The following is a 25,375-nucleotide window of genomic DNA, read 5'->3' on the forward strand; positions in this document are numbered from 1 at the left end:
AGTTAAAAAGTAAACCTATAGGTTGATTTTATGAAAATAATAGATATCTTTGCCAATAGAAAACTATACGCCGTTAAGTATGATGGTGAGGATTTTCATGAACTAGACCGATTACTAGATTTATGGAATGATCCTGTCCATTTACAAACTTTTGTTAAAACCAATAGTAAAGATATCCCAAAAGAAAGGACATCCTATCAGGTTATTAACGATATTCTAAACAATGTAAGCGAACTTGAAGACATATTAGATGAAATCGCAACCGATGGTAACAGACAGTTTAAAGAGTTTTTCAACCCATTATACAATCAAGAGTATAAGGTGGTGGAATTGTCAATGCAAAAAGGAAGAAAAAATTATCTTAGACTGTATGCAATAAAAATTGACGAAAATTGCTTTTTAATCACAGGAGGAGCAATAAAGTTTACGCACTTAATGGAAGAAAGACAACACACTTTAGAAGAATTAAATAAAATCAAAAGCTGTAGAGATTTTTTAAAATCTCATGGTGTTTTTGACGATGGTTCATTCTATGAATTTATAAACCAAGACTTATGAGTAATAAAGAAAAATTTTTGAATTTAGTTTCGGAAGAGAAATCTAATACACTTCAAAATTTAAAAGAGCGCAAGAAAAACAGAGCTATGCTACGTGAGTCACAAAGCATTGCTGTTAAAGTTTTGATGCGTTTAGATGCTCTTAAATGGACACAAAAAAAATTAGCTGAAAAGCTTGAGGTTACGCCTCAACAAGTAAGTAAAATAATTAGTGGAAAAGAAAATTTAACACTAGAAACATTGGTTAAATTACAAAATGTTTTAGAAATTCCACTTTTATTTACGGCTGTTGAAAGAGCGTTTGAAGAAATTATGGAAACCCACAAAGTAGAAGTAACTCAAGATTATGATGTTCCTGAGAATATAATAATTTCAGTTAAACCAAACACTCCTAGTGTGGTTAAATTAAGTTATAAACAAGAAACATCTACTTATGATTATTATCCATTAGCCAATTAATTATGGAAAAGCAAATAGGATTTAAAATTATTGGCATTAGAACAGAACAGTTTGCCACAATTGAAGATAATTTAGTCGAAAAAAAGAAAATAGAAGTTTTAACAGATTTAGAATATAAAGGTAATACTGAATCTAATCAAATAGGAGCTTTTGTAACTTTTACATTTAATGCTGCTAAAAAACCTTTTATCATTTTACAAGTAAGCTGTCATTTTCAAATTGCAGAAGATTCTTGGAAAGAATGTGTAGGTAATACACATATAACTTTCCCTAGAGATTTTATGATTCATTTAGCAATGATTACAATAGGATCAGCAAGAGGAATTCTTCACTCTAAAACAGAAGGAACTTCTTTTAACAAGTTCTTATTACCAACAATAAATGTACATGAATTAGTTAAAGAAGATATTGTTTTTAACAGTATTAATTAAAAAATAAAAGCCAAACGATTGTTTGGCTTTTATTCGACTAGGGACTCCCCAATCCTTTTTAATTAATTAAGCAAAAAACGTATAACATCAAGGCTTACGATTTTTGATTTCTTTCTCTCAAATGAGAAATGAACTTGGTACAAAATTAATAAAAATTTGTAAATGACCAGCCAACCCGAACAAATATTAGAAAACAATCTTATTGCACAATTAGCCAAATTAGGTTACAAAAAAGTCGAAATCAAAGATGAAACCGATTTGTTAGCCAATTTAAAAGTGCAATTGGAAATTCATAATAAAATCACCTTAACCGATAGCAGTTTTCAGCAAATTTTAAACTACATCAACAAAGGAAACATTTACGAAAGAGCGCAAATCTTACGTGACCGTGTTCCTTATACCAATGAACATGGCGAAACCAAAACTATTGAGTTAATCAATCAAATCCACTGGTGTCAAAATCAATTCCAAGTTACCCAACAGGTAAGCATGGAAGGAAAATATAAAAATCGTTATGATGTTACTATCTTAATCAACGGTTTGCCCCTAGCCCAAATTGAATTAAAGCGAAGAGGATTAGAACTAAAAGAAGCGTTTAACCAAATCAACCGCTACGAAAGACATTCGTTTACTGCTGGTTTTGGTTTATTTCAATTTGTGCAATTGTTTGTCATTAGCAACGGTGTAAACACTAAGTATTTTGCTAATGCACCCATAAAAGCACGTTCGTTCAAACAAACTTTTTATTGGACAGACGTCAGTAACAATCTAATTACTCAACTACCCGATTTTACCGATTTATTTTTAGAGCCGTGTCATTTATCCAAAATGATAACTAAGTACATTGTCTTAAATGAATCGTATCGCATGTTGATGGTTTTACGCCCGTACCAATTTTATGCTACCGAAGCCATAGTAGAACGAGTAAAAACAACTACTAAATTTGGTTACATTTGGCATACAACAGGTTCAGGAAAAACGCTAACATCGTTTAAAACCGCCCAAATCTTAACCAATTTACCCGAAGTTTACAAAGTAGTTTTTGTGGTAGATAGAAAAGATTTGGATTACCAAACCACCAAAGAATTCAACAGTTTTTCCAAAGGAAGCATTGACGGAACCAACAATACGAATACGCTAGTTAACCAATTGGCAGATCAAACTAAATTGATTGTTACTACTATTCAGAAGTTAAATACGGCTATTTCAAAAACTAATTATTTAAACCGTATTACTCATTTAATAGACCAACGTATTGTTTTTATTTTTGATGAATGTCACCGCAGCCAATTTGGAAAAACGCATGACGACATTAAAAACTTCTTTACAGCAAGCCAAATGTTTGGTTTCACAGGAACTCCTATTTTTGAAGAAAATGCGGGTTCTAATGAATTTGGTAAACGTACCACTGCAATGTTATTTGAAAAATGTTTGCACAAATATGTAATTACCAATGCCATTAAAGACGAAAACGTTTTAAAATTTTCGATAGAATACATCAGTACATTCAAAAGAAAAGACCAAATTTTAGACATTGAAGTTGAAGCTATTGATGAAGCCGAAGTAATGGAAGCACCACAACGTTTAAACAACATTGTGGATTATATTATTGCAAATCATAGTCGTAAGACACACAACAAATCATTCACAGGAATGTTTTGTGTTTCAAGTGTCGAAACTTTAATCAAGTACTACCAATTGTTTCATCAAAAAAGACAAGACGGCTTGCATAATTTAAAGGTTGCAACCATTTTTTCGTATGCAGCAAACGAAGACGATGCCGAAGCAAAAGGACTTTTTATTGATGATGAATTTTCAGAGGAAAACCCAACAGAATTATTAATTGCAGCCGAACCAAAAACAGCTTACAATTCAAAACATACTAGAGAATATTTAGACGATTTTATTTCACATTACAATAAAGATTTCAATACAAATTATTCAACAAAAGATAGCATTTCGTTTTACAACTATTACAACGATATTGCCAAACGAGTAAAAAATAAAGACATTGATATTTTACTAGTTGTAAATATGTTTTTAACTGGATTTGACAGCAAAACATTAAATACACTTTATGTAGATAAAAACTTGAAATATCACGGTTTAATTCAAGCATATTCTAGAACTAACCGTATTTTAGACGAAGTAAAATCGCAAGGAAATATAGTTAGCTTTAGAAACTTAAAAAAAGCTACAGATGATGCCATTCAATTGTTTTCCAATTTGGATGCCAAAGAAATCATCATCATGGAGCCTTATGAAGATTATATTAAACTATTCAATTTAGCTTATGCTGAATTACTTGAAATTGCGCCAACGGTTGATAGTGTAAATGGTTTTATTACAGAAGAACAAGAATTAGAATTTGTAACTGCATTTAGAGAATTAATGCGTTTAAAAAACAAATTAATCACTTTTACTGAATTTAGTTTTGAAAATCTACAAATGGAAGAACAGACCTTTGAAGATTATAAAAGCAAGTATTTAGACTTGTATGACAAAACCAAATCGGATAGTAAAAAAGAATTAGTGTCCATTTTAGACGATATTGACTTTGAATTGGAGCTAATCCACCGTGACGAGGTAAACGTTTCTTATATCATGCGATTATTAACTCAATTGAAAGATGAAACTTCTGAACAAGAACACGAAAAACAAAAACAAAGAATAATTGACATCATTGCTGGAGAATCTCAATTAAGAAGCAAACGAGAATTGATTGAGAGATTCATCAACAATCACTTACCACAAATTGAAGACACCGATTTAGTTGAAGAAAAATTTGACGAATATTTAAAAGTGGAAAGAAAAGCTGCTATTCAGGAATTAAGCAATGAAGAAAACTTAAATCAAATGATATTAGAGCAAGTTATTGGAAACTATCTTTTTACGAACAAAAAACCTCTTAGAGATGAAATTATTGCAACTATGCAACAACGACCTTCTCTAAAAGAACGTGCCTCAACAACAGAACGAATTACAAATAAAATTATCAACTTTGTAGAAACGTTTATTAGTGGTTTTGCTGGGTAATCGAAAAGCGGCAACCAATGGTTGCAATGTTTTATCAACCATAATTAGATAGATAGGTAAATTGATAGAAACGCACGTAATAAAACTTCAATCAACGTATTTTAAACGTGAATTGATTTTACGTTGAACGTGATTACTACGTAACGTTTAACGTAAATTGAACGTAAACTTGTTTTACGTTAAACGTAAATTCAACGTAACGTTTAACGTAAATTCAACGTGAATCTATTTTACGTTTAACGTTATTTCTTATATGTTATTTTTAGAAAATTATTGATTATAAACCACAATAAAAAATTACTTTCAATTCTCATTTTGATTAAAAATAAAATTGTATTTTTGGTCTTATAACCGTAAACATTACCGTAAACGATTTTATCAAAAAACGCTTATTTTTCGTGTAAAATATAATGATTGGGGCAATTCATAACCCTGAGGTCACGGGTTCAACTCCCGTCTTCGCTACGAGTTTCAAAGGTTTCAAGATTTTTTCTTGAAACCTTTTTTATTATATTCATTTTCAAAATCAACATCTTATAACTTACTGAATATTAAAGTTGTATATTTTTATTTGATAAATAATTTATACAACTTGTCTTGATTTTTTTTACAATATATTCCCAAAACGAACCACTTATCCAAAAATCTTCATCAGTTATTAATTAGTAATTGATATTCAGTCTTATAATAATAAACTTTGCTTAACAGTGAAGTAATCCATAGCGCCATAAAATTTATATTTCTTCGAATTATACTCAAAAAACAGCATTTATACCCAAAAATCTATTCACTGAAATGAACTAAAACGAATACTAATTTTAAATGCAAACAATTTATGGAAAAGAAAACTACCTCAATTACACGCAATTTTGTGTTGCTTATTGTTTTCTGGTTCGTTGGACAATTGAGTTGTCAAGCACAAACTTTAATTTCTTATCAAGGATTTGATAGCACAATTTCGGATACATGGAATTACACTAATTCTTTAAACACAGGAACAATTGGAACAAATACAACAAGATTTGTTTCTTCACCAAATTCATTGCGTTTTGGTGGCTCGAATTCCTCAATATCAGGAATTATTTATAATGACCCTAGTATAAATTTCTCAAATGTAAATATTAGTGCTTATACGAATGTAAAAGTAACAATCCATTTTTCTTGCGATGGGACTCCAGACGACAATGACGATTTGTACTTAGATGTATCTTATAACAATGGTATTTCTTACACCTCAACTAAACTAATTGATGGAAAAAATGACACAAGTGATAATCTCGCTTTTTCACATGCTGCTTCTAGCGGAATTACGGTTGGCTCATCATATATTTTTACTATTCCAAATGGAAATTCGCAAGCTTTAGTTAGAATACGATTTGACGAAAGAGACAATCAAGGTAACACAGGAGACTATTATTTTATTGATAATGTGAGTTTGTCAGGAACTCCTGTTGGTAACTATATTGATGTTACGGGAACAGATAATATTGCTGTATCATACAATTCATTGGCATCAATGAGTAATGGAACCGATTTTGGAACAACACAAGTTGGTGCCACTCCAATAATTAAAACTTTTACAATTAAAAATATAGGTTCAAATACTATAAATTTATCTGGAAGTCCAACCATCCAACTAACTGGGAGTACTGATTTTAGTGTAAGTAGTTCCCCCTCAAGTACGATAAATAGCGAAACTTCAACAACATTTCAAATTACTTTTAACCCATTAGTATTAGGCACAAAATCAGCTATAGTTTCAATTCCAAGCAATGCAGATACAAATAATCCATACTTATTTGAAATAAAAGGAGAAGGAATTCAAACTTTTTTTGATAGTGATAATGATGCAGTTTATGATAATATTGATATTGATGATGATAACGATTGTATTCAAGATGCTACAGAAGAAAATAATTGTAATTTAATGAATGGACCAAAAGTAAATTATAAATTTTTAAATGAGACTTTTGGAACAGGTACAAGAACAACAATTAACACTACATACGATGCTATAACAACATATTGCTATGAAGACGGAAGCGCTGGAACGAATACTCCTGAATGCCCAAATTTAAGCACCATTGATTTAAATGACGGAAAATATACGGTAGGCTCAACGGCTCAAATTGCCTCGTGGGCAGCAGCCTATTGGCATTTAGGCGGAGATCACACAGGTGACGTAAATGGCAGAATGGCTATTTTTAATGCTTCATATACTCCAGGCATTTTTTATACTGCTACTATTTCTGGTGCGTTGCCAAATATTCCTATAACCTATAGTTTCTGGGTTCTAAATTTAGACAGAACAGATGCACCTGGAATTGCTACACGATTAAGACCTGATGTAAGAGTTGAATTCAGAGATATGAACGATGATATAATCACTTTTATTGAAACAGGCGATATAACTCCAACCACTGCTGGGAATTTAGCAGGTGATTGGCAACATTTTACAGCTGATTTAGTATTGAATGTAAGTGCTTTTAAAGTGATTTTCATCAATAACGAAACAGGTGGAACAGGAAACGATATAGCTTTAGATGATATTTTAATCTCTCAAACATTATGCGATTTAGATAATGATGGCGTTGCTGATGTTTTTGATTTGGATTCGGATAATGATGGGATTCCTGATATTGTTGAAGTAAATTTAGGAAATCTAAGCGAAGGTAAAGCTTATGTAGTCAACTGGTTAGACACAAACTTAAACGGAATGCACGATGCTGCCGAATCGCATTTAGTGCCTGATAATGATGGTGATGGTGTTCCAAACTATTTGGATTTAGATAGTGACAATGATACTATTTTTGATGTAGATGAATCTTGGGCAGAAAACAGCAATGCTTATATAGGCTATGAAAATGGTGATGGCGACATTAATGGTGATGGAACTGGTGACGGACCAGAATCTGAAACGTTTAGAAATAGTGACACAAATGCTGACGGAAATTTAGAAGGTTTTGGTGATGGAATCTTAGACATTTATGATTACAATTTTGGGTTTTACGGAAATCTCAATCAAGGAACAAACATTATCCCTTTTAACAATTATGTTTTAGATGCAGATGGAGACGGAATTCCAAATTATCTTGATATAACTTCTGATGGGATTGCCTTTGATATTTCTAAAACGCTGTATGCAAATTTAGACACAAATAATGATGGAATAATTGACGGAACTACTGACAATGATAAAGACGGAATAACAGATAATTTTGATACCAATGACAATCTATTTGGTTCTCCAAGAGATTTAGAACGAAAACTCTTTTTATCATTTGATGGAAGAAACGACTATGCAACAGACGTAGCATTAGTTGGCGGTTGGCAAAATGCTTCGTTAATGGCTTGGGTAAATATAAACAGCTCATTTATATCAGAAGGTGTAATTGTAGGTCAAGACAAATTAAAATTAGTAATCGACAATACAAAAAAACTGAAAGTCATTGCAAATGGAACTTCTTTACAATACAATAATTCATTATCGGATTCACAATGGATTCATGTTGCTGCAGTTTATGACGGAACAAATGGTTTACTAAACTTATACATTAATGGTGAAAAAACAAATAGTACTTCAATTTCTGGAACATTAAATGCAGACTCTTCATTATTTACAATTGGTAAAAATCCGATTTCAAATACAGGATATTTCAAAGGAAAAATAGATGAAGTAAGACTATTTAATATTGCCTTGTCGGATACACAATTGCAAAAAATGGTTTACCAAGAAATCAAAACCAATAGCGGTCAAATTAGAGGCGAAATTATTCCCAAAGATATTCCTTCTTTACCTTGGGCAAACCTGATTCGCTATTTCAGAATGGATAATTATAAGCACGATATTATTGACAATCACACTTCTGCAACAATTGATACTTCTGTAGGTGCGAAAATTTTTAATGTAAAAACTATAAAATATCAAGAAGCTCCAATGCCTTTCGTTACTGAACAATCAGGCAATTTTGCAACGGCTGTTAATTCAATTACAAAAGAAATTAGAGGTTTAGACACCGATGATTACGATTGGTCGATAATTCATGCAAAACATAATATAACATCAGTAACTAACAACATTGACTTGGGATTATTGATTGACCCATCGATTAACATCATCATGCAAGGCGATTCTAACCTTCAAAATGATTGGTATCTAAAATTAGATGGTAAAATAGATTTACAAGGTAAATCACAATTATTACAAACTACAGAAAGTGATTTAGACCCTTCGAGTGCTGGATTTTTAGAACGCGATCAACAAGGAACAGGAAACAAATACAACTATAATTATTGGTCATCACCAGTAAGTTCAATTATTTCAACAACAGAAAACAATACTGGTTTTACAATCGCAAATACATTAAAAGATGGCACCGATGCTAATAATCCTCAACCCATCTTGTGGATTGCAGGATATGATGGTGCTTCAAATCCATTGAAATTAGCAAAATTTTGGTTAAACAAATTCACAAACCTTACGCCTCTTTATGCAAATTGGCAACAGATTAATGAAAACTCAACACTTTTAGTTGGGCAAGGTTTTACAATGAAAGGATCAGGTATAGCTACCGCACCAGCTATTGTATTACAAAATTATGTTTTCTCTGGAAAACCAAATAATGGAGCTATCAACCATACTGGAATTCAAATTGCGCCTAACAATATACTCTTAACTGGAAACCCATACCCTTCTGCACTTGATGCAAATGATTTTATTATTGACAACCTAAGTTTTATTACAGGAACATTATATTTTTGGGAACATTACCCATCAAATAACACACACATTTTATCAGGATATCAAGGAGGCTATGGTGCAAGAAATCTTGTAGGTGGAATTGCACCAATTGCACCAGCATTAATAAGCGGTGCGGGTTCAAGTAGCAGAATTCCTGGTAGAAATATTCCGGTGGCTCAAGGCTACATTATTAAAGGAAATGACATTGGAGGACAAATAACATTCCAAAACAGCCAAAGAGATTTTGTAAAAGAAGATGAAATTAATTCCAATGTCATGTTTAGAAGCGATTTAAAAGCAAACGAACAAGAAAATAGTATTAGCGCACAAGCATCTGGTTTTACAACCATACGATTAGGTTTTACAGGTTGCACAAATATGCATCGTCAATTATTGCTCGGTTTTATGAATCAATATGCAGATGATAATTACAACCCTGGATATGACGGAGAAATATTAGATCCACAACCAAATGATGCATATTTTGCATTGGGTAGCATTAATCTTATCATTCAAGGAGTTGGTTATTTTAATACCGCTAATATTTATCCATTAACCGTAGTAAGTAACCAATCTGGATTAATAAAATTTATGATTGATGATTTAGAAAATTTTGATTCAAATCAACCAATTTATATACATGATAATTTAACAGATACCTATCATGATATCAGTAATAGTATGTTTGAAATAATTGTACCAGCTGGGATAATTTCTTCAAGATTTAGTTTACGATTTTACAATCCAACATTATCATCTGATTCTAACTCTATTGAAAATACAATAATTGCTTTTTTTGATTCCCAAAATCAAGAAATTAAAATCAATAATCCAGTAACAAATTTACTTATTGAAGAAGTTACACTTTATTCAATATTAGGACAAAAATTAGAAATTTGGAATGTATTAAATCAAGATCAAAAAAACATATCCTTAAAAGTAAAAAATCTTAGTAAAGGTATTTACATATTGTTATTTAAAACCAATGATTCAAAATCTATTAGTAAAAAAATAATTTATAAATAAAAAAAAGCCCTTAAAAAGGGCTTTTTTTTTATTAAACTATTCTATAATAATCTTTTTCGAATATTTACCTTCTGAAGTGGTAATATTTACAATATAGATACCCTTTGCAAACATTTTTGTTGGTAAAGATATTCTAGTTGCACCAGTTTCAATTGCATCATTATTCCATGTTTTAATATTTTGACCTAAAATATTAAATACTTTAACTTCTTTTATTTCTTCTTTAAGAAGTTTGTCTAAAATTATGATTTCGTTGTTGTAATGATAGAACAAATTATTATTCAATTCAAAATCATCGTTTCCTAATGTTTTATTTTTAAAACGAATTGTAAATCTATTCGCGTTTTCTCCTGTTGAAACTGGCAAAACAACTTCTCCACCTTTTAAATCGTGATAAATTCCAGTTTGATTATCGTGTAGATAAATTTCTTGTGCATCATCAAAATTCACTAATTCTTCAATAATAAATTTACCATTTGTACTTGCAGAAGCTTTTACATTGACTGGAAAAATTCCATTATCATTAAAACTTCCCTCGGCTTGAATAACTAAATTTTTATCCGATAATGGAAAATAAGCATCATTTGTTTGCAAATCAAATAAAACACCATCAAATCCGTTATCAATTCCTGAAGTAGCTTCGTTATTAGGTGTGAATCCTAATAATAACTGTCGGTGCATATTTGTATTCAAAGCGGTAAAACCTATTCTAATAAGTTTATACGGATTCATTTCGTATGCATCTTCTTGATTACTTTCTTCGGATATAATTGATGAGCTTAATACTGATGAACTTCTAAACATAATATTTGAATCAACATTATCTTCCTTGATAAATAATCTTTGATTGTTATTAAATCTAACCGTTCCACCAGACGCACTTCCTTTAACAAAAAACGCTTGACCAACTGGAATAAATCTACCTGGAATTCTTGTACTCGAACCAGAGCCACTAATTAAAGCAGGAGCAACTGGAGCAACACCTCCTAGAGCTGTTCTAACTGCATAACCGCCTTGATAACCAGATAAAACATGTGTGTTATTTGTTGCATAATGCTCCCAGAAATACAGCGTTCCATCAATATTTGCTAAATTGTCATTAATAAAAGTAGTTGCATCTAAAGCAGATGGATAAGGGTTACCAAGTAGGTTGATACTTCCTGCACCGATATTCAATCCAGATGAAGAAATTAAACCATTATTTGGTTTTCCTACAAATACATAATTTTGAGTTGTAATTGTTGGAGGAGCTGCTACTCCACTTCCCTTCATTGTATATCCTTGACCTGTAGCTAAAACTGAGTTTTCATTAACTTGTTGCCAATTTGCATAATCTGGAGTTAAGTTAGTAAACTTATACAACCAATATCTTGCAATGTTAAAAGGAGCTGTGCTTCCGTTATAACCAGTAACCCAATTAATATTTGATGGTGTTGCAGGATTTGTTCCATTTTTCATCGCATTATTAATTGTAAATCCTGTGTTATTAGAAATTGCACTCGCAACTGTACTAACTGGAGATGACCAATAATTATAGTTAAATAAATTTCCTGTTCCTTGTTGATCTCTTTCGATAGTTCCTGTACTTGCAACATCTAAATCGCTATTTAATGTTTGGATTAATTGCGAACGACCTACTAAATCAATTTTTCCGTCCAATAATAAGTAATGCGAAATTTGCATTTTAGTGTCGTTTTGAACTAATAAATTTCGAGTAGTATTCACAAACAATCCTAATACTGATTTGTTGCCCGTTGAAATAACATCATTATTAATTTTCACAATGTTCCAATCAATTGGAGTTGTACCATCGATAACAGAGTTTGAATTTGGAATATAATTTAATGCACTATTCGTCCATGTCCCTGCTGTATTCCAATTTCCATTTGAACCAGATTCGTATGGAAGTGGAGCAGTTTGTCTGTCTACGGTAGTTAAATTTCTTAATGCACCCACTACATTATTATCGGATTTGTCTTTTAAATTTGTGAAGCTAAAAGTTGACATTGGATAATATACAAGTAAATTATTCCATGATAATGAAACTACTTCATTTAGAGATATGTTTTGCGGAATTATACTTCCTTTGATATTACCATCAGAATGCTTATCCATTTCTTGATTCATCAAAAATCTAATTTGACTTTCTGTAATTTCCATATCCCAAACTCGAACTTCATCAATAGTACCATTGAAAAAACGAGTAGGTGAAGCCGAATTTGCAGCACCAACTAAAAAGTCGAATGTATTCGCTTGAGGTCTTAATAAGTTTACCGTGTTATTTAATATTCCATCAATATACATTTTAGCTGTAGTTCCGTCATAAGAAACAGTTATATAATGCCATTTTGAAGCTGGAATAACAATTGTTGATGTTATGTTTTGTGCAGCACCACCATTAGTCCAAGTCATTTGTGCATTTCCTGAAGCGTTAATGAAAAAATCGTAACCAGTTGTTGCGTTTCTTTTACTTAAAATACTTCCATTTACAGCATCTCTTTTTATCCAAGCCGATACAGTAAATTCATTTTCTAAGTCTACGTTATCTCCTGAATTGATATAATCTGATGTACCATTAAAATCTATTGATCTTGCAAAAGTTTTATCTGGAGAATATCCAAAAGTGATGTATTTTGTTCCGTTAAAATCGTAATTTGTTTCTAAATTAGATCCATTGGCTGTCATTACTCTATATTCTGCAGCAGCTGTGAAAGTTGGAGTGTCAGAAACTAACATATAAAAATCACCTGGAGGCGCTAGTGTAGCAGTAAGCATTACTGAAGGTATTGAAACTTTTACAGCACCAACATCTCCACCAGTTTCTACTACTCTCCATTTTCTTTCAACAGATGTAAATTCAACATCTGTAGTTAGAGCTGGCGTAATACCCGAACTTATGTTAGCTGTAAGTGGTGTTGCAGCTCCTAATGTTCCATTATCGTTACCCCAAACTAAAAATCTTCTATTTCCTTGAAAAGTATTTGTATTTAAACTATTAGTTTCAAAAATATTACTTAAACCAATGGTAATATCATTACTTTTATTTTCTGTTTTAGATTGTTTCTGATTTAACTGTGCTAAATCATCTCTACCAATTCCAGCGATATCGAAATTAAATCCAGCAGATGCATTATAAATGGTTGTTCCATTAGAATCTACATAATCTAAACTAGTTCCATTTACCCCTAAAGTAATTCCATATTTTATGGCTAAATAAGATTCAATTCTTCTTCTATTTGCATCATTATTTCTGGCATCATAAGTAATCACTTCAAGTATTTCTCCATTATAACTAGCATCAAAGAACTCACTTCTTCCTAACCAATATCTTGAATTTAATATGTTTTTGTATGTCCCTGTTGCAACTGAAGTTGTAGATAATTGTATTCCATTATTAAAAAGATGCATTAAACTATTATTATTTACATTTCTTTTTCTTGCATTAAATAGTTGAATTCCAGTATATGATTTAGTGGTACTAGTTTCAGCTTCGCCGTATTCAGTATTAGCTGCTTGATTATAAGCTATAACTTCATTAGTATATCTTGCTGATGAACTTCCTAAGTTGAAACCAGTAACGTCCTGACTTCCTTGATTTGTATTTACATCATCACCACTAAAAACGTCTTGTGCACTAGTAGATCTAGTTATTGTATTAGTAGGTTTGATAACAATAAACATGTCATGATTGTTAAATCCTTGTCCTGCATACATAGCACTGCTTCCGTCAAAATGTACTACAGGATTAAAGTTTACATTATAGGTTGGATTGTTATAAAATATGGGATTTCTTCCAAGTTTTGAATTCGCATTTCTTGTATTACCAAATGTATTGTCTTGCCAAGTACTAAGGTTTGCTCCGTCTGCAATGGTACCAATATTTCTGTCTGCTTTCAACCAAAGTTTAAGGTTAGGGATAACTCCACCTGGTGCATTTGTTAGCGTAGGTAAGGCAATAACTCTAGCAGAAACTCTAAAAGTATATGTTGGTTTTCCGGCATTTATATTACTATTATTATTTACAGTAACAGTAGCGTCAAAAGTACCGGTTACTGTTGGAGTAAATGTTACTACAAAAGATGCTACACCTCCTGATGGTATATCTCCAGCTAAATTTGTAACCGTAAAACCAGTTCCACCAGTTATAACAGTAGAGTTAACTCTTAAAGTATTTGTTCCAACTGAAAAAACTTGAAAAGGAATTGAGATAGGTGTACCTATAAAAGTAGTTCCGAAGTCAGTCAAATCAATAGTAGAAGGAGTTACATCTCCGTCCGCGATTGTTTCCTCGTTTCCTTTTACGTTTATTTCAGTCCCTACTACCGTACCATTTCCTTGAATTACAAAATCAAAAATACTTTCACTAGTATCGTTATTTAATATAGTAATTAACGCTAAAAAGTTATCGGCTGTTGTTGGACTAAATGAAATAATTAAATCTGATGAACCACCCACAGGTATCGGGCCTGTTGGGAATGTAGTAATTGTAAATGCTGAGCTACCACTAATTTGAACTACTGGTGTACCAGTAAAATTTAAAGGCGCATTTCCTGAATTTCTAATAGTGAAAGTTCTAGTGCTCGTATTGCCTACTAATGTATTTGGGAAAAGGGTTCCATTGATTAAATTTCCGGCAGAGGCGTTATCAGGAACATCATTTCCCAAACCTCTTATACTAATTTCAGGCTCACCACCAGTACCGCTTATATTAAAATTAAATGGATTTTCGTTAGTATCGTTGTTAACAAATGAAAGTTGTGCAGTTCTGATACCTAATGCAGTAGGTAAAAACTGAACTGTAAACGTTGTTGAACCACCCGGGATAACTGTTGCAGCAGGAGGTGTAACTAATGTAAATTCAGTAGCATTTACTCCACTGAAAGTAAAAGCTCCGATAGTTAAATTTTGAAAACCTGTATTTCTGATTTCAAAAGTTCTTGTAATTGAATTTCCTGGTAAAATACCACCTAGATCTGTAAAATCAGCTAAAGAAGTTGCAGTGTTGTTGTCTGGAATGTTAACATTATTTCCTCTAACTTGAATCTCTGGAGCCGTAAAACCTATTAATCTAAAGTTATCAAAAGCTGCACCTACATCGTTATTATTGTTGTCAGAAGCAAATACTACTCTAAATTGAACAGCATCGTTTCCGTTAAAATTGATATCTTGATTTGAAATATTAATTGTTCTGTTTACCCATTGCGTATTTGCGTTTCCACCAGACCAACCATTTGAACCAAGCGCCGATATAGTGCTGTTGTACCAACCAGCAAATCCGTTTCCTAAATCTTGCCATGCACCATTATTCAAACTATACTGAACTTTAATTCCATCATCTGTATTATCTGCAATGTCAGTTCTTGTACTTATCGATAATGTAACATTTTGATAACCAGAAAAATTTATTACTGGAGAAGTAGCCTGAATGTTAGTATTGCTTTGATAAGTCGTAGTATGTCTTTGTGTGTACAAACAATTAGTTGTATTACCAGTTCCTGCAAAAAGTAGAGGAACTGCTGGTCTGTTATGACCTACACCAGCTGCATTGTCTACACCTCGCAACCAGCTACTTGCGTTTGCACCTGTACTAGAAGTAGTCCAAGCGTTATTTCCAGTTGCATTTTCAAAATTTGCATTAAAGAAAGTGGTTTGAGCATTTGTTAAATTAAAAAACAGTACCAACATAAAAGTTAGTAATGCTTTTGTTTTGTTTTGTTTAAGTAGGGGTGCTACCATAAGAATAAAAATTAGTTTGCAATTATTTTTGTTTTTGTTACACCTTTATTTTTAGTGATAACTTTAACAATTAACACCTGATTTTTAACCCCTTGAAGAGAAAAATCAAATGCTGTTTCGTTTATTTTTGTTTTATATAAAATGTTTCTGCCTAATATATCGTATACCTCAATCTGTTCAATTTCATCGTTATCAGATTTTACATGTACGATATTTTCTGATTGATGGATTGTTATATTTGAAAATTCTTCTAAATTATTTGATAAAGTTTCATTTTTAAATACAATTTCAAATCTGTTTTCAATAGTTTCAACTGATGAGTTGAATGAATATGGAGCACTTTTTAAATCATGAATAACATTTAAAACTTTATCCTTTAAATAAATTTTTTGGCTTCCAGCAAACAATCCGTCTAAATTGTCAATCGTTATTTCATAAACACTTGGCTCAACAATTGATATACCTAGCGGTACAACATCTTCATCTGTAAATGGAAGTGTTCTCCCTTGTACCGCAAATTTATTTGCATCTTCAATTGAGTATAAATTACTTCCTTGGTTACCAAAAGCAAGTCCATCAATTCCGAAGTCATAATCATTCGTTGCTTCATTCATATATCCAATTAAAATTTGGCTAAATTGTCCAGAATTATTTTTAAGATTTAACCAAATTCTGTGTTTTTCTTCAGTATTAAATGCAACAACTGAAGGATTAAAGGCTCTGAAAAACTGATTTCCATTATTTACCAATCGCATTTCGTTCGAAAAAGAAATATAACTTGGTACAACTGCATTTACAATAAATCCCTGACCTACTTGAATTATTCCGTTTGGAGTTGCTCCACCTGCAGCAGAAGCTGTTCCTCCTAATAGCGTATAAGTTGCATAATTATTTAAAGGATAGGTTCCGCTAACAGCTTGTTGTGTATGCGTCCAAAAATATAAGGTCCCATCGATGGTTTGATTTTCTGTTCCTCTATTAAAAGTGTTTTTTAAGATGAAATCATTAGCACTAATAGTTGATGGATAAGGATTTCCAATAGCATTGTAACCAGAAGTTCCTTTTTTGATTACTGGCTTAAAATATGAATTATTAAATGTTCCTATGAAGATTCCATTATAAGGAGAATAAACAGAACTTGACCAATTGTTTGGAGCTCTTACCAAATAACCTTTTGTAGGTACAAAATTATTTGAACTTGGAATAATTGCATCATAAGAACCATTAGTTCCTGTTAATGGATTATATACATAAAATCTATTTGCAACCGTTTGTGGTGAAAATGCTAATAAATTTTGATTTACAACTGGCGAAGACCAAAGTGTATAATCTAAACGAACTATTGGAGTACTATTCCTATTTACTGTTGCTATTCCTGTATTATTTAAATGCTCAACTTGAATTAAATTTGCATTATTTTGAACAATTATGTTAGCCGAAGTATTTATTGAAACGGCTCTATTTACAGTAACGTTTGTTCCTGAAGCAATAGTTAGAACAGCAGAGCCATTTACCTGAATTGAGCACGCTTCAATATTTGCAGAAGTTGTAAAGTTTCCATTGAAAATAACATTTTTATTTTTATCTGGAATTCCGTTACTCCAAGTTGCTCCATTCCATGTAGTTGAAGTAGCACATGTTTGTGGCGTAATATTTATTGTGAAAGTTTGACCTCCTAACAAGGCTAAATTATTCCCTTTTATTGTGGCTACAAAATTATCAGCAACTGTACTCAATGCGTTGTGTTTGTATGAAAGTTGTACGCTGTTAATATTTGCTTGTGTGAATGAATCCCCAACAAATAAACGTTGCCCATTCAATAACAAATAACCATTTGTTGGTAGTTTAGTAATTGTATACTCTAATTGAGCAGTTGTTGCACCAGATTGTGCTGCATTTAAAAAAGCTGAAGTTATATTTTGTGTAGCACCTTGATTAACCGTTAAGGCATTTTTTACTAAAGTGATATTATTAACTATTTGTAATTTTCCACAAATTGTAATACTAAATTCATTAAATGTACCTCCTGATGTATTTGAAACACGATCAGTAGCTAACAAGTTCCATGTTCCTTGAGCATTGGAGCCTATGAATCTTGAGAAAGCTTGACCTGGTTGTTGAATTCCTTCTAATCCTGCAACAACATTTGGATCCACATTACCACAAGTTAAAGGAATTCCGTCATCATCAAACGTTACATTAAAGTTAGCTCCCGAACAATCTCTGTTATAAATTTCGGCAAAAATACCATTAGGCGCTCTAAATTGCATTTTTATATCAGAAAGTAATGGATGTGTAGCTCTCATATAAAAAGTAACCTTACTAATTATCAAATTATCGGTCACATCCATTCTAGCACTAACCGCATTATTTGAATTTGTATTCCATACGTTATCGCCACCTTCAAAATATTCATTGGTGTAAGTGTTACAAAAATCTCTTGAAATTTGAAATGAATAAATTTCAGAATATGAACCATAAATACAAGTATTCTTAGGACGAACTCTCCAAAAATAAATTTTACCTTCAACTAATGAAGTTGTTTGATATTCTAATTTTGAAGTCGTAATAGTTTCTGCTAGGGTAGAAAATAATGGTGATTCAGAAATTTCAACAATATACTCTTCTGCACTAGTTAATGTATTCCATTTTAATAAAACTGAAGTAACTTGATTAGTTGCACCATTAGCTGGAGAATTTAATGTCAATTGTCCAATAAAATCTTCATATACATTTAAAGAAACTGGAATAGTTTCTGAAGCATTTGTAGAAGTTCCTTTTAAAACAACAGGATAACTTCCAGCAGAAACTGCAGTTGCTCCCGAAAGTGTTACTGTAACTTGTCCGTTAACTGAAAGAGAAGCTGGTGAAAAAGTTGCCGTAATTCCAACAGGCAAATTGTCCATTGAAAAAGTAACAACCTCTGAAAAATTTGGTGCTTTTGCGAAGTCAAAAGTAAAAGAAGCAATATTTGGTTTACAAACTGGAATATTATTATCTGTTGTAATAAATTCAAATGTGCCAGGTTTAATTTCGAAATCTTGATTAGAAATATCAAAGAAAATATTTGTTGCTGCTTCAATCTTTACTCTAGCCTTTTTTGTAATATTATTAGGAACAGTTATATTTTGAGTTCCATCATTTGCAGTATTAGAAACTAATGTAATTGGATACGTATAACCTCCATCAAGAGATAATTTAATATTAACATTTGCAGATAAGCTATTTGTAGAATTTACCGCCCAAGTAACTGTTTTAGTTTCGCCTGCATACCAAACTTCTGTTCCTAAATTAGGAGAATTAACTACAAACGGACCAGTTGCATTTACAGTAATTACTACATTATCACTATTGGTTTGGCCAACTTGAACATTATTATCTCTAACGGTTAATCTGAAATTTAAAGTTCTTGCAACAGATGGCAATACTTCCCAAGTTGGAGTTTGATTAGCAACTATTGCATCCATATTAGGAAAAACTCTTGCAGGATTAGTAGTTGGAAAAAATGAACGAAAAACTGGGCCCGCTGTATTAGTTGAAACTGGAGGTTGCGCACCTCCGTCATTTGTATCATATTGCTCCCAACAATACGTTAAAACATCTCCAACTGTTGGATCAGAGGATAAATCTCCATTTAAAATAAATGGAGTACTTCTTGGAATGGTGTAATCAGAACCTGCATTAGCTGTCGGTTCAACATTTGTATATGTGGTTTCAGTTTCACAAGTATGTGAATTTACTGCAGTTGTCATTTGTGCAATACTTCTCGCATGAAAATAACCATCGCTATTTGCTTGAACGTTTGGAGCACAAATTCCGGCATAACCTAAAATTGTTGAAGCACTTCCTGGTTCATAATCATCGGAAACTTTAGAACCAAAACAAGGATTATAGTACGTGTGACCCGCACTAAACTGATGACCAATTTCATGCGCTACATAATCTATATCAAAAGGATCAAATTCAGGTGTTACAATTCCCGTTACTCCTGAACCTTTATTTGCTCCACAAGGTCCTGTTCCTGCAATTCCACCACCACCTGTACTAAACACGTGGCCAATATCATAAGCAGCTGCAGTTATTAATCCAGAAATATTTCCTGTATTTGCAGATAGCATTTGTGACCCGCTATAATTATCGTATGGATCTGGATCTGGTGTACTATCGATATTGAAACCATTAATATAAATAAGTCTATTATTTGAAGGTACTATTTGAAATCTTAATCCCATGTCTCTTTCAAAAACACTATTTACTCTTGTCATTGTAGTGTTCATTGCTGCTAAAACATTTGCAACAGTATTACCATGATAAGCAGAATATTCAGAAGTACATGCGATTGCAATGTCATAAGTCCTAAATCTTCCATCAGTAATATTTCTTTGGAGTTGTTGTGTTCCAAATTGTACTATTTCTTCGGCATTTTCTTCATCAACATAGGCACAACTAAAATCATCATCAGTAGCTTTATTGAAATTTTTTCTATTGTAAACAATTACATAATCAGATTCGCCTCTTTTATATGGATCTAAATAAATTATTTTTTCACCATTTATTACACCATAAAAATTATCCGCAGATAAACTAATATATATTTTATGCAATGGATTTTGTCTACTAACACCAACATAAGATTGAATTTCAGGATATAATGCATTCAAGTCTTTGTGCATATAATAAACCCTTTTCATGTTAAAATCTTCAACATGTCCATCTTCAAATGGAAAAGAAACAGAAGCTCCTACACTATTTTTTAAATCGAAATTTTCTTCTGGCGCAAGTGCTAATTGATTTTTTAAATTTGAAAAACTAAAATTATATAAGTTGTAAGAAGAAGGAAGCTGTTCTTTTGTTCCTTTACCTATTTTAGTTTGTACTTCATTAACATCAACTTGTCTCCAAATAGATTGAGCTAACGAAAAATTAAGACATAGCAATGCAATTACCATGAATTGTAGGGGAGTTTTTTTCATGAATTTTAGTATTTGGGGAGAAATAATTATAAGAAACTCTTACAAAAACTTCATACATAATTTGTTACAAAATTAAGTTATTTTCTTACAGATTTTTCAGACAATAACCAATACACAACATATTTAACAACATCATAATATTTTGTGACTTTTCTTACATTTTAGTTAATTTTATCTTAATTTTAATTTAATAAACACTATAAAATATTTAAAATTACACTTACGATAATTAGCAAACATTGGTTTTAAACAATAATGATTTTCGTTAAAAATCATCAATTAGAACAAATACTCTACTTTTGTATCTTAAAATCAAGATATCATGAAATTAACATACATATTTATAATCTTATTTGTCTACAACTCAATTTCAGCGCAACTAAAAACCATAACTGATAAAACTACTTATCCATTTTGGATTAATGTTCCCGAAAAAGAAAGCACCGAAAAACAACCTATTCTTATTTTTCTCCATGGAAAAAGTCTTTCTGGAACTGATTTGAATCGTGTGAGAAGATATGGTGTCCTTCGCGCTATGGATAAAGGAAGAAAAATCCCTGCCATAGTAGTAGCGCCTCAATTAGCAAAAGGGAGTTGGAATCCTGATAAAGTTTTGGAAGTTTTAGAATATGTACAAAAAAATTACAATACTGATTCTACTCGAATTTACGTTTGCGGTATGAGTTTAGGCGGTTATGGAACCTTACATTTTGCAGGTAAGCATGCTGATAAGATTACTGCAGCAGTAGCTATTTGTGGTGGCGGAAATGTAAGCGATGGCTGCAAATTAAGCACAATTCCGCTTTGGATTCAGCATGGTGATAAAGACTACATTGTTCCGGTTTCTGAATCAGAAAAAGTGGTGAATGCAATTAGAAAATGCAATGAAAAAGCAAAACTAATTTTTACCATCATAAAAGGCGGAAATCACGGAAGTGTGGAAAACATTTTTCATCAAGATGCTATGTATAATTGGTTATTCGAACAAAAAAGAGAATAATCTATTACCTTTGCCTCATGAGCATTACCTTATTATCTTCGCCTTTACAAGGATTTACCGATTTTAGATTCCGAAACGCCTTTCACAAACACTTTGGAGGCATCGATACATTTTATTCGCCATACATCAAATTAAACGGGAAATTAGTAGTCAAAGGTTCATACGAAAGAGATATTCTTCCTGAAAACAACTCTACTCTAGAAGTTATTCCGCAAATTATAACGAATGATGCTGAGGAATTTTTATTTGTGGCGAAATATGTGCAACAATTCGGTTACAAAGAATTGAATTGGAACTTAGGTTGTCCGTATCCAATGGTGGCAAAATGCGGTATGGGTTCGGGATTGATAAAAAATACCGACCAAATTGAACACATCTTAAAACGTGTTCACAATGAAACGAATATTATCGTTTCAATGAAAATGCGAATGGGTTATGAAAATGCTACAGAAATTTTAGATGTTTTACCTATTTTAGAACAATATCCAATTAAAAATATTGCAATTCATGCCCGAATTGGCAAACAATTATACAAAGGTGGTGTCGATTTAGATTCGTTTCAAAAATGTTTAGACACATCAAAACAGAAGATTTATTATAACGGAGATATAACTTCGGTAACAAAATTTAACGAATTACAAGAGCGTTTTCCTTCGATTGACCATTGGATGATAGGAAGAGGCTTAATTGCCGATCCATTTTTACCTTCGATGATTAAAAATAACACAACAGAATATCCAAAAAATAAATTGGAAATTTTTGAAGCTTTTCATGATGAAATTTATCAAGAATATGATGCTTATTTATCTGGTCCAACGCCAATTCGCATGAAAATGTTAGGTTTTTGGGAATACTTTTCGGAATCATTTTCTAATCCGCAAAAGACTTTTAAAAAAATTAAAAAAGCTGGGAATAGTAAGAATTACGAAATTGCAGTGAAAGAGATTTTTAAAAACGGGTAATTTAAATTGAAAATATCCGTTTTACCAATTCAACATCAACTGGTAAATTCTCTTTGATTTCAATAAAGTAATTAGCTTGCCAATCCTGAGTTTTTATAGCTTGTTTATTTTCGGGTTTATCCCAAGGCGCATACACTCGAATACCACGCTTTCCTCCTTTTTCATTTTGAGAAATAATTCCTTTGGAAACTAAAACCGATTTTGGAAAAATAAACTGACCGAAATTTTCTGAATCTCGTACCGAAATAATCATAAAATCTAAAGAATCAGAAACATCAAATGGAGCTGTTATACCTTCGCTATTTCGTTTCCAAATAGCAACAAATTGTCCGATTTTTGAAGGAGTGATATTCGCAACTCGGTATTGAATTAGTTTGTTGTTCAATTCAAAAGAACAAGCACCATAATTTGCACTCTCAGAATTCCAAATAAGATTTTGAAATTGAAAACCACACTCATTATAAAGTATTTTTTTAGCTAATTGCAAATCGCTTTCAAAACTTTCTGAATTCATTTATTGAAAATTTAAATCTTAAAACGATCACCTAACTTTTTCCCAATCAAATAAGCGATTCCAATTCCTAAAATTAAAATCCAAAGATTCATGAAAATATAAAATGTGTACGCAATTGGATTTTCAGTTGAATTGAAACAATAACTATCAATCAAAAAACAAAAATTAGTAGTTTCTTTAGAAAATAACGACAACGCAAAACTCATCAAAAAAGTAATTCCAATCGCCGACAAAATATAAACAACGTTTTTATTCATCGGTTTTTTACCTGTGGGCTGAAACACATTTCGTTCTGCTTCAGTACGTTTATTGTTCTGAAGTGACCAAATTACTTTTTTAGCTTCGTCGTCTACATTCATATTAAATTCTATTAAATTTCAACAACAAAGTTCGGCTTTTATTTATTGTAATAACGTAACTAATGTTGCAAAGTCTACTTTTTGTTGTTCGCCAGTAGCTAAATTTTTCAAACCAAATTCTTCACGCTCGATTTCTGATTCACCTACAATTACTGCAAATGGAATTCCTCTCCTATCGGCGTGTTTGAATTGTTTATCGATTTTTGATTTATCAGGATATAACTCAACTTTGATTCCTTTTTGACGCAATTTACCGATGGCTTTCATCGAATACAAAGCTTCTTTGTCACCAAAGTTTAAGAATAACGCTTTTGATGTCGCTAAAACAGCTTCTGGAAACAAACCAACTTCTTCCATTACCAAAGCAATTCGGTCTAAACCAAATGAAATTCCTACGCCCGACATATTTTTCAATCCGAAAATACCCGTTAAGTCATCATAACGGCCACCGCCACCAATCGAACCCATAGCAACACCTTTTGGCGCAGCGACTTCAAAAATGGCGCCAGTGTAATAATTTAAACCACGCGCTAACGTAACATCTAAATCCAAGAAAGCGGTTTGCAAACCTAAAGTCATAACGTTGTCACAAATAAATTTCAACTCGTTTACCCCTTTCATTCCTTCTTCAGAATTCGCTAATAAATTGGCTAATTTTTCTATTTTTTCGTTGATGGTTCCTGTGAAATTAAATAATGGCTGTACTTTTTCAATCGCCGTTTCCGAAATGCCTTTTTCTAACATTTCTTTCTTCACGCCGTCCTCACCTATTTTATCTAATTTATCTAAAGCTACCGTAAAATCAATCAATTTATCTGAAGCTCCAATTACCTCAGCAATTCCAGATAATATTTTACGATTGTTAATTTTAATCGTAACGCCACCTAATCCTAACTGACTAAAAACCGAGTCATATAATTGTACCAACTCTACTTCTTGCCAAAGGGAATTCGAACCCACTACATCGGCATCACACTGATAAAACTCTCTAAAACGTCCTTTTTGAGGCCTATCGGCACGCCAAACCGGTTGAATTTGGTAACGCTTGAACGGAAACTCAATTTCGTTTTGGTGTTGCACCACATAACGCGCAAATGGAACTGTTAAATCGTAACGAAGGGCTTTTTCGGAGATTTTAGGAGTTACGACATTTTCTTGTCTGTATTCTAAAAATTCTAAAGGAACATTTTTTAAATATTCACCTGAATTCAAAATCTTAAAAATCAAACGATCGCCTTCTTCACCATATTTTCCCATTAAGGTTTCTGAGTTTTCAAACGAAGGCGTTTCAATAGGTTGAAAGCCAAATTTCTCAAAATTAGTTTTTATCGTACTAAAAATATAATTGCGTTTCGCCACTTCTGCTGGTGAAAAATCTCGGGTTCCTTTTGGTATGCTTGGTTTTTGTGCCATTTTTCTAATGTGTCAATTTGAAAATGTGTCAATAAGACAATTCTGATTTTTTGCAATGCAAATATCGGATATATTACTGACTTCAAAAAATTATAAGACTAATTACTAGTTACTTTTTACTAATTACTTTTTTAATGTAACAAAATAAATAATTTGTAGTCTTATAGT

At 32.0% G+C, this 25,375-nt stretch carries 12 protein-coding genes; 7 read left to right on the top strand and 5 right to left on the bottom strand.

The window, feature by feature from the left end; all coding sequences use genetic code 11:
• Positions 1 to 30 precede the first annotated feature (30 nt).
• The 5 genes from M9Q43_RS05630 (at position 31) to M9Q43_RS05650 (ending at position 10,250) form a co-directional block, all read left to right on the top strand.
• A complete protein-coding gene (locus M9Q43_RS05630; protein ID WP_262317978.1) occupies positions 31 to 558 on the top strand; it encodes a hypothetical protein in 528 nt (175 codons plus the stop codon).
• Positions 555 to 1,016 (top strand): helix-turn-helix domain-containing protein, encoded by a 462-nt coding sequence (locus tag M9Q43_RS05635; RefSeq protein ID WP_262317979.1) that lies wholly within the window; start codon positions 555 to 557, stop codon positions 1,014 to 1,016. Before M9Q43_RS05630 ends, M9Q43_RS05635 begins: the two co-directional genes overlap by 4 nt.
• A 2-nt stretch (positions 1,017 to 1,018) precedes the next feature.
• A complete protein-coding gene (locus tag M9Q43_RS05640; RefSeq protein ID WP_262317980.1) occupies positions 1,019 to 1,447 on the top strand; it encodes a hypothetical protein in 429 nt (142 codons plus the stop codon).
• 162 nt (positions 1,448 to 1,609) lie between these two features.
• Positions 1,610 to 4,483, top strand: a complete 2,874-nt coding sequence (locus M9Q43_RS05645; protein WP_262317981.1) for a type I restriction endonuclease subunit R — start codon at positions 1,610 to 1,612, stop codon at positions 4,481 to 4,483.
• Positions 4,484 to 5,318: 835 nt separating this feature from the next.
• On the top strand, positions 5,319 to 10,250 hold the full coding sequence (locus tag M9Q43_RS05650; protein ID WP_262317982.1) for a LamG-like jellyroll fold domain-containing protein: 4,932 nt from the start codon (positions 5,319 to 5,321) through the stop codon (positions 10,248 to 10,250).
• A gap of 36 nt (positions 10,251 to 10,286) precedes the next feature.
• Here the strand turns inward: M9Q43_RS05650 and M9Q43_RS05655 are convergent, their stop codons facing one another.
• On the bottom strand, positions 10,287 to 15,986 hold the full coding sequence (locus M9Q43_RS05655) for a choice-of-anchor D domain-containing protein (RefSeq protein ID WP_262317983.1): 5,700 nt from the start codon (positions 15,984 to 15,986) through the stop codon (positions 10,287 to 10,289).
• Positions 15,987 to 15,997: 11 nt separating this feature from the next.
• Positions 15,998 to 20,959, bottom strand: coding sequence for a reprolysin-like metallopeptidase (locus tag M9Q43_RS05660; protein WP_262317984.1), 4,962 nt, complete (start codon positions 20,957 to 20,959; stop codon positions 15,998 to 16,000).
• 322 nt (positions 20,960 to 21,281) lie between these two features.
• Here M9Q43_RS05660 and M9Q43_RS05665 point away from each other — a divergent pair, with 322 nt between their 5' ends.
• Both M9Q43_RS05665 and M9Q43_RS05670 read left to right on the top strand, forming a co-directional pair.
• A complete protein-coding gene (locus M9Q43_RS05665; RefSeq protein WP_262317985.1) occupies positions 21,282 to 21,959 on the top strand; it encodes a carboxylesterase family protein in 678 nt (225 codons plus the stop codon).
• A gap of 17 nt (positions 21,960 to 21,976) precedes the next feature.
• Positions 21,977 to 22,921, top strand: coding sequence for a tRNA dihydrouridine synthase (locus M9Q43_RS05670; protein WP_262317986.1), 945 nt, complete (start codon positions 21,977 to 21,979; stop codon positions 22,919 to 22,921).
• Between the two features lies 1 nt (position 22,922).
• Here M9Q43_RS05670 and M9Q43_RS05675 read toward each other — a convergent pair whose 3' ends face one another.
• From M9Q43_RS05675 to hisS, 3 genes are read right to left on the bottom strand one after another with little or no spacing between them, the layout of a single operon-like run.
• Positions 22,923 to 23,435, bottom strand: coding sequence for a MepB family protein (locus M9Q43_RS05675; protein WP_262317987.1), 513 nt, complete (start codon positions 23,433 to 23,435; stop codon positions 22,923 to 22,925).
• Positions 23,436 to 23,446: 11 nt separating this feature from the next.
• Complete coding sequence (locus M9Q43_RS05680; protein WP_262317988.1) at positions 23,447 to 23,794, bottom strand: hypothetical protein; 348 nt, start codon at positions 23,792 to 23,794, stop codon at positions 23,447 to 23,449.
• Positions 23,795 to 23,836: 42 nt separating this feature from the next.
• Complete coding sequence (gene hisS, locus M9Q43_RS05685) at positions 23,837 to 25,207, bottom strand: histidine--tRNA ligase (protein WP_262317989.1); 1,371 nt, start codon at positions 25,205 to 25,207, stop codon at positions 23,837 to 23,839.
• Positions 25,208 to 25,375: the final 168 nt, after the last annotated feature.

This window comes from Flavobacterium odoriferum, assembly GCF_025499515.1.
Classification (GTDB): domain Bacteria; phylum Bacteroidota; class Bacteroidia; order Flavobacteriales; family Flavobacteriaceae; genus Flavobacterium; species Flavobacterium odoriferum.

What these genes read in the sequence shown, in the direction of transcription:
- hisS (WP_262317989.1), bottom strand. Translation starts at nt 25,207, where the DNA reads ATGGCACAAAAACCAAGCATACCAAAAGGAACCCGAGATTTTTCACCA.
- M9Q43_RS05665 (WP_262317985.1), top strand. Translation starts at nt 21,282, where the DNA reads ATGAAATTAACATACATATTTATAATCTTATTTGTCTACAACTCAATT.
- M9Q43_RS05645 (WP_262317981.1), top strand. Translation starts at nt 1,610, where the DNA reads ATGACCAGCCAACCCGAACAAATATTAGAAAACAATCTTATTGCACAA.
- M9Q43_RS05640 (WP_262317980.1), top strand. Translation starts at nt 1,019, where the DNA reads ATGGAAAAGCAAATAGGATTTAAAATTATTGGCATTAGAACAGAACAG.
- M9Q43_RS05675 (WP_262317987.1), bottom strand. Translation starts at nt 23,435, where the DNA reads ATGAATTCAGAAAGTTTTGAAAGCGATTTGCAATTAGCTAAAAAAATA.
- M9Q43_RS05655 (WP_262317983.1), bottom strand. Translation starts at nt 15,986, where the DNA reads ATGGTAGCACCCCTACTTAAACAAAACAAAACAAAAGCATTACTAACT.
- M9Q43_RS05635 (WP_262317979.1), top strand. Translation starts at nt 555, where the DNA reads ATGAGTAATAAAGAAAAATTTTTGAATTTAGTTTCGGAAGAGAAATCT.
- M9Q43_RS05660 (WP_262317984.1), bottom strand. Translation starts at nt 20,959, where the DNA reads ATGAAAAAAACTCCCCTACAATTCATGGTAATTGCATTGCTATGTCTT.
- M9Q43_RS05650 (WP_262317982.1), top strand. Translation starts at nt 5,319, where the DNA reads ATGGAAAAGAAAACTACCTCAATTACACGCAATTTTGTGTTGCTTATT.
- M9Q43_RS05680 (WP_262317988.1), bottom strand. Translation starts at nt 23,794, where the DNA reads ATGAATGTAGACGACGAAGCTAAAAAAGTAATTTGGTCACTTCAGAAC.
- M9Q43_RS05670 (WP_262317986.1), top strand. Translation starts at nt 21,977, where the DNA reads ATGAGCATTACCTTATTATCTTCGCCTTTACAAGGATTTACCGATTTT.
- M9Q43_RS05630 (WP_262317978.1), top strand. Translation starts at nt 31, where the DNA reads ATGAAAATAATAGATATCTTTGCCAATAGAAAACTATACGCCGTTAAG.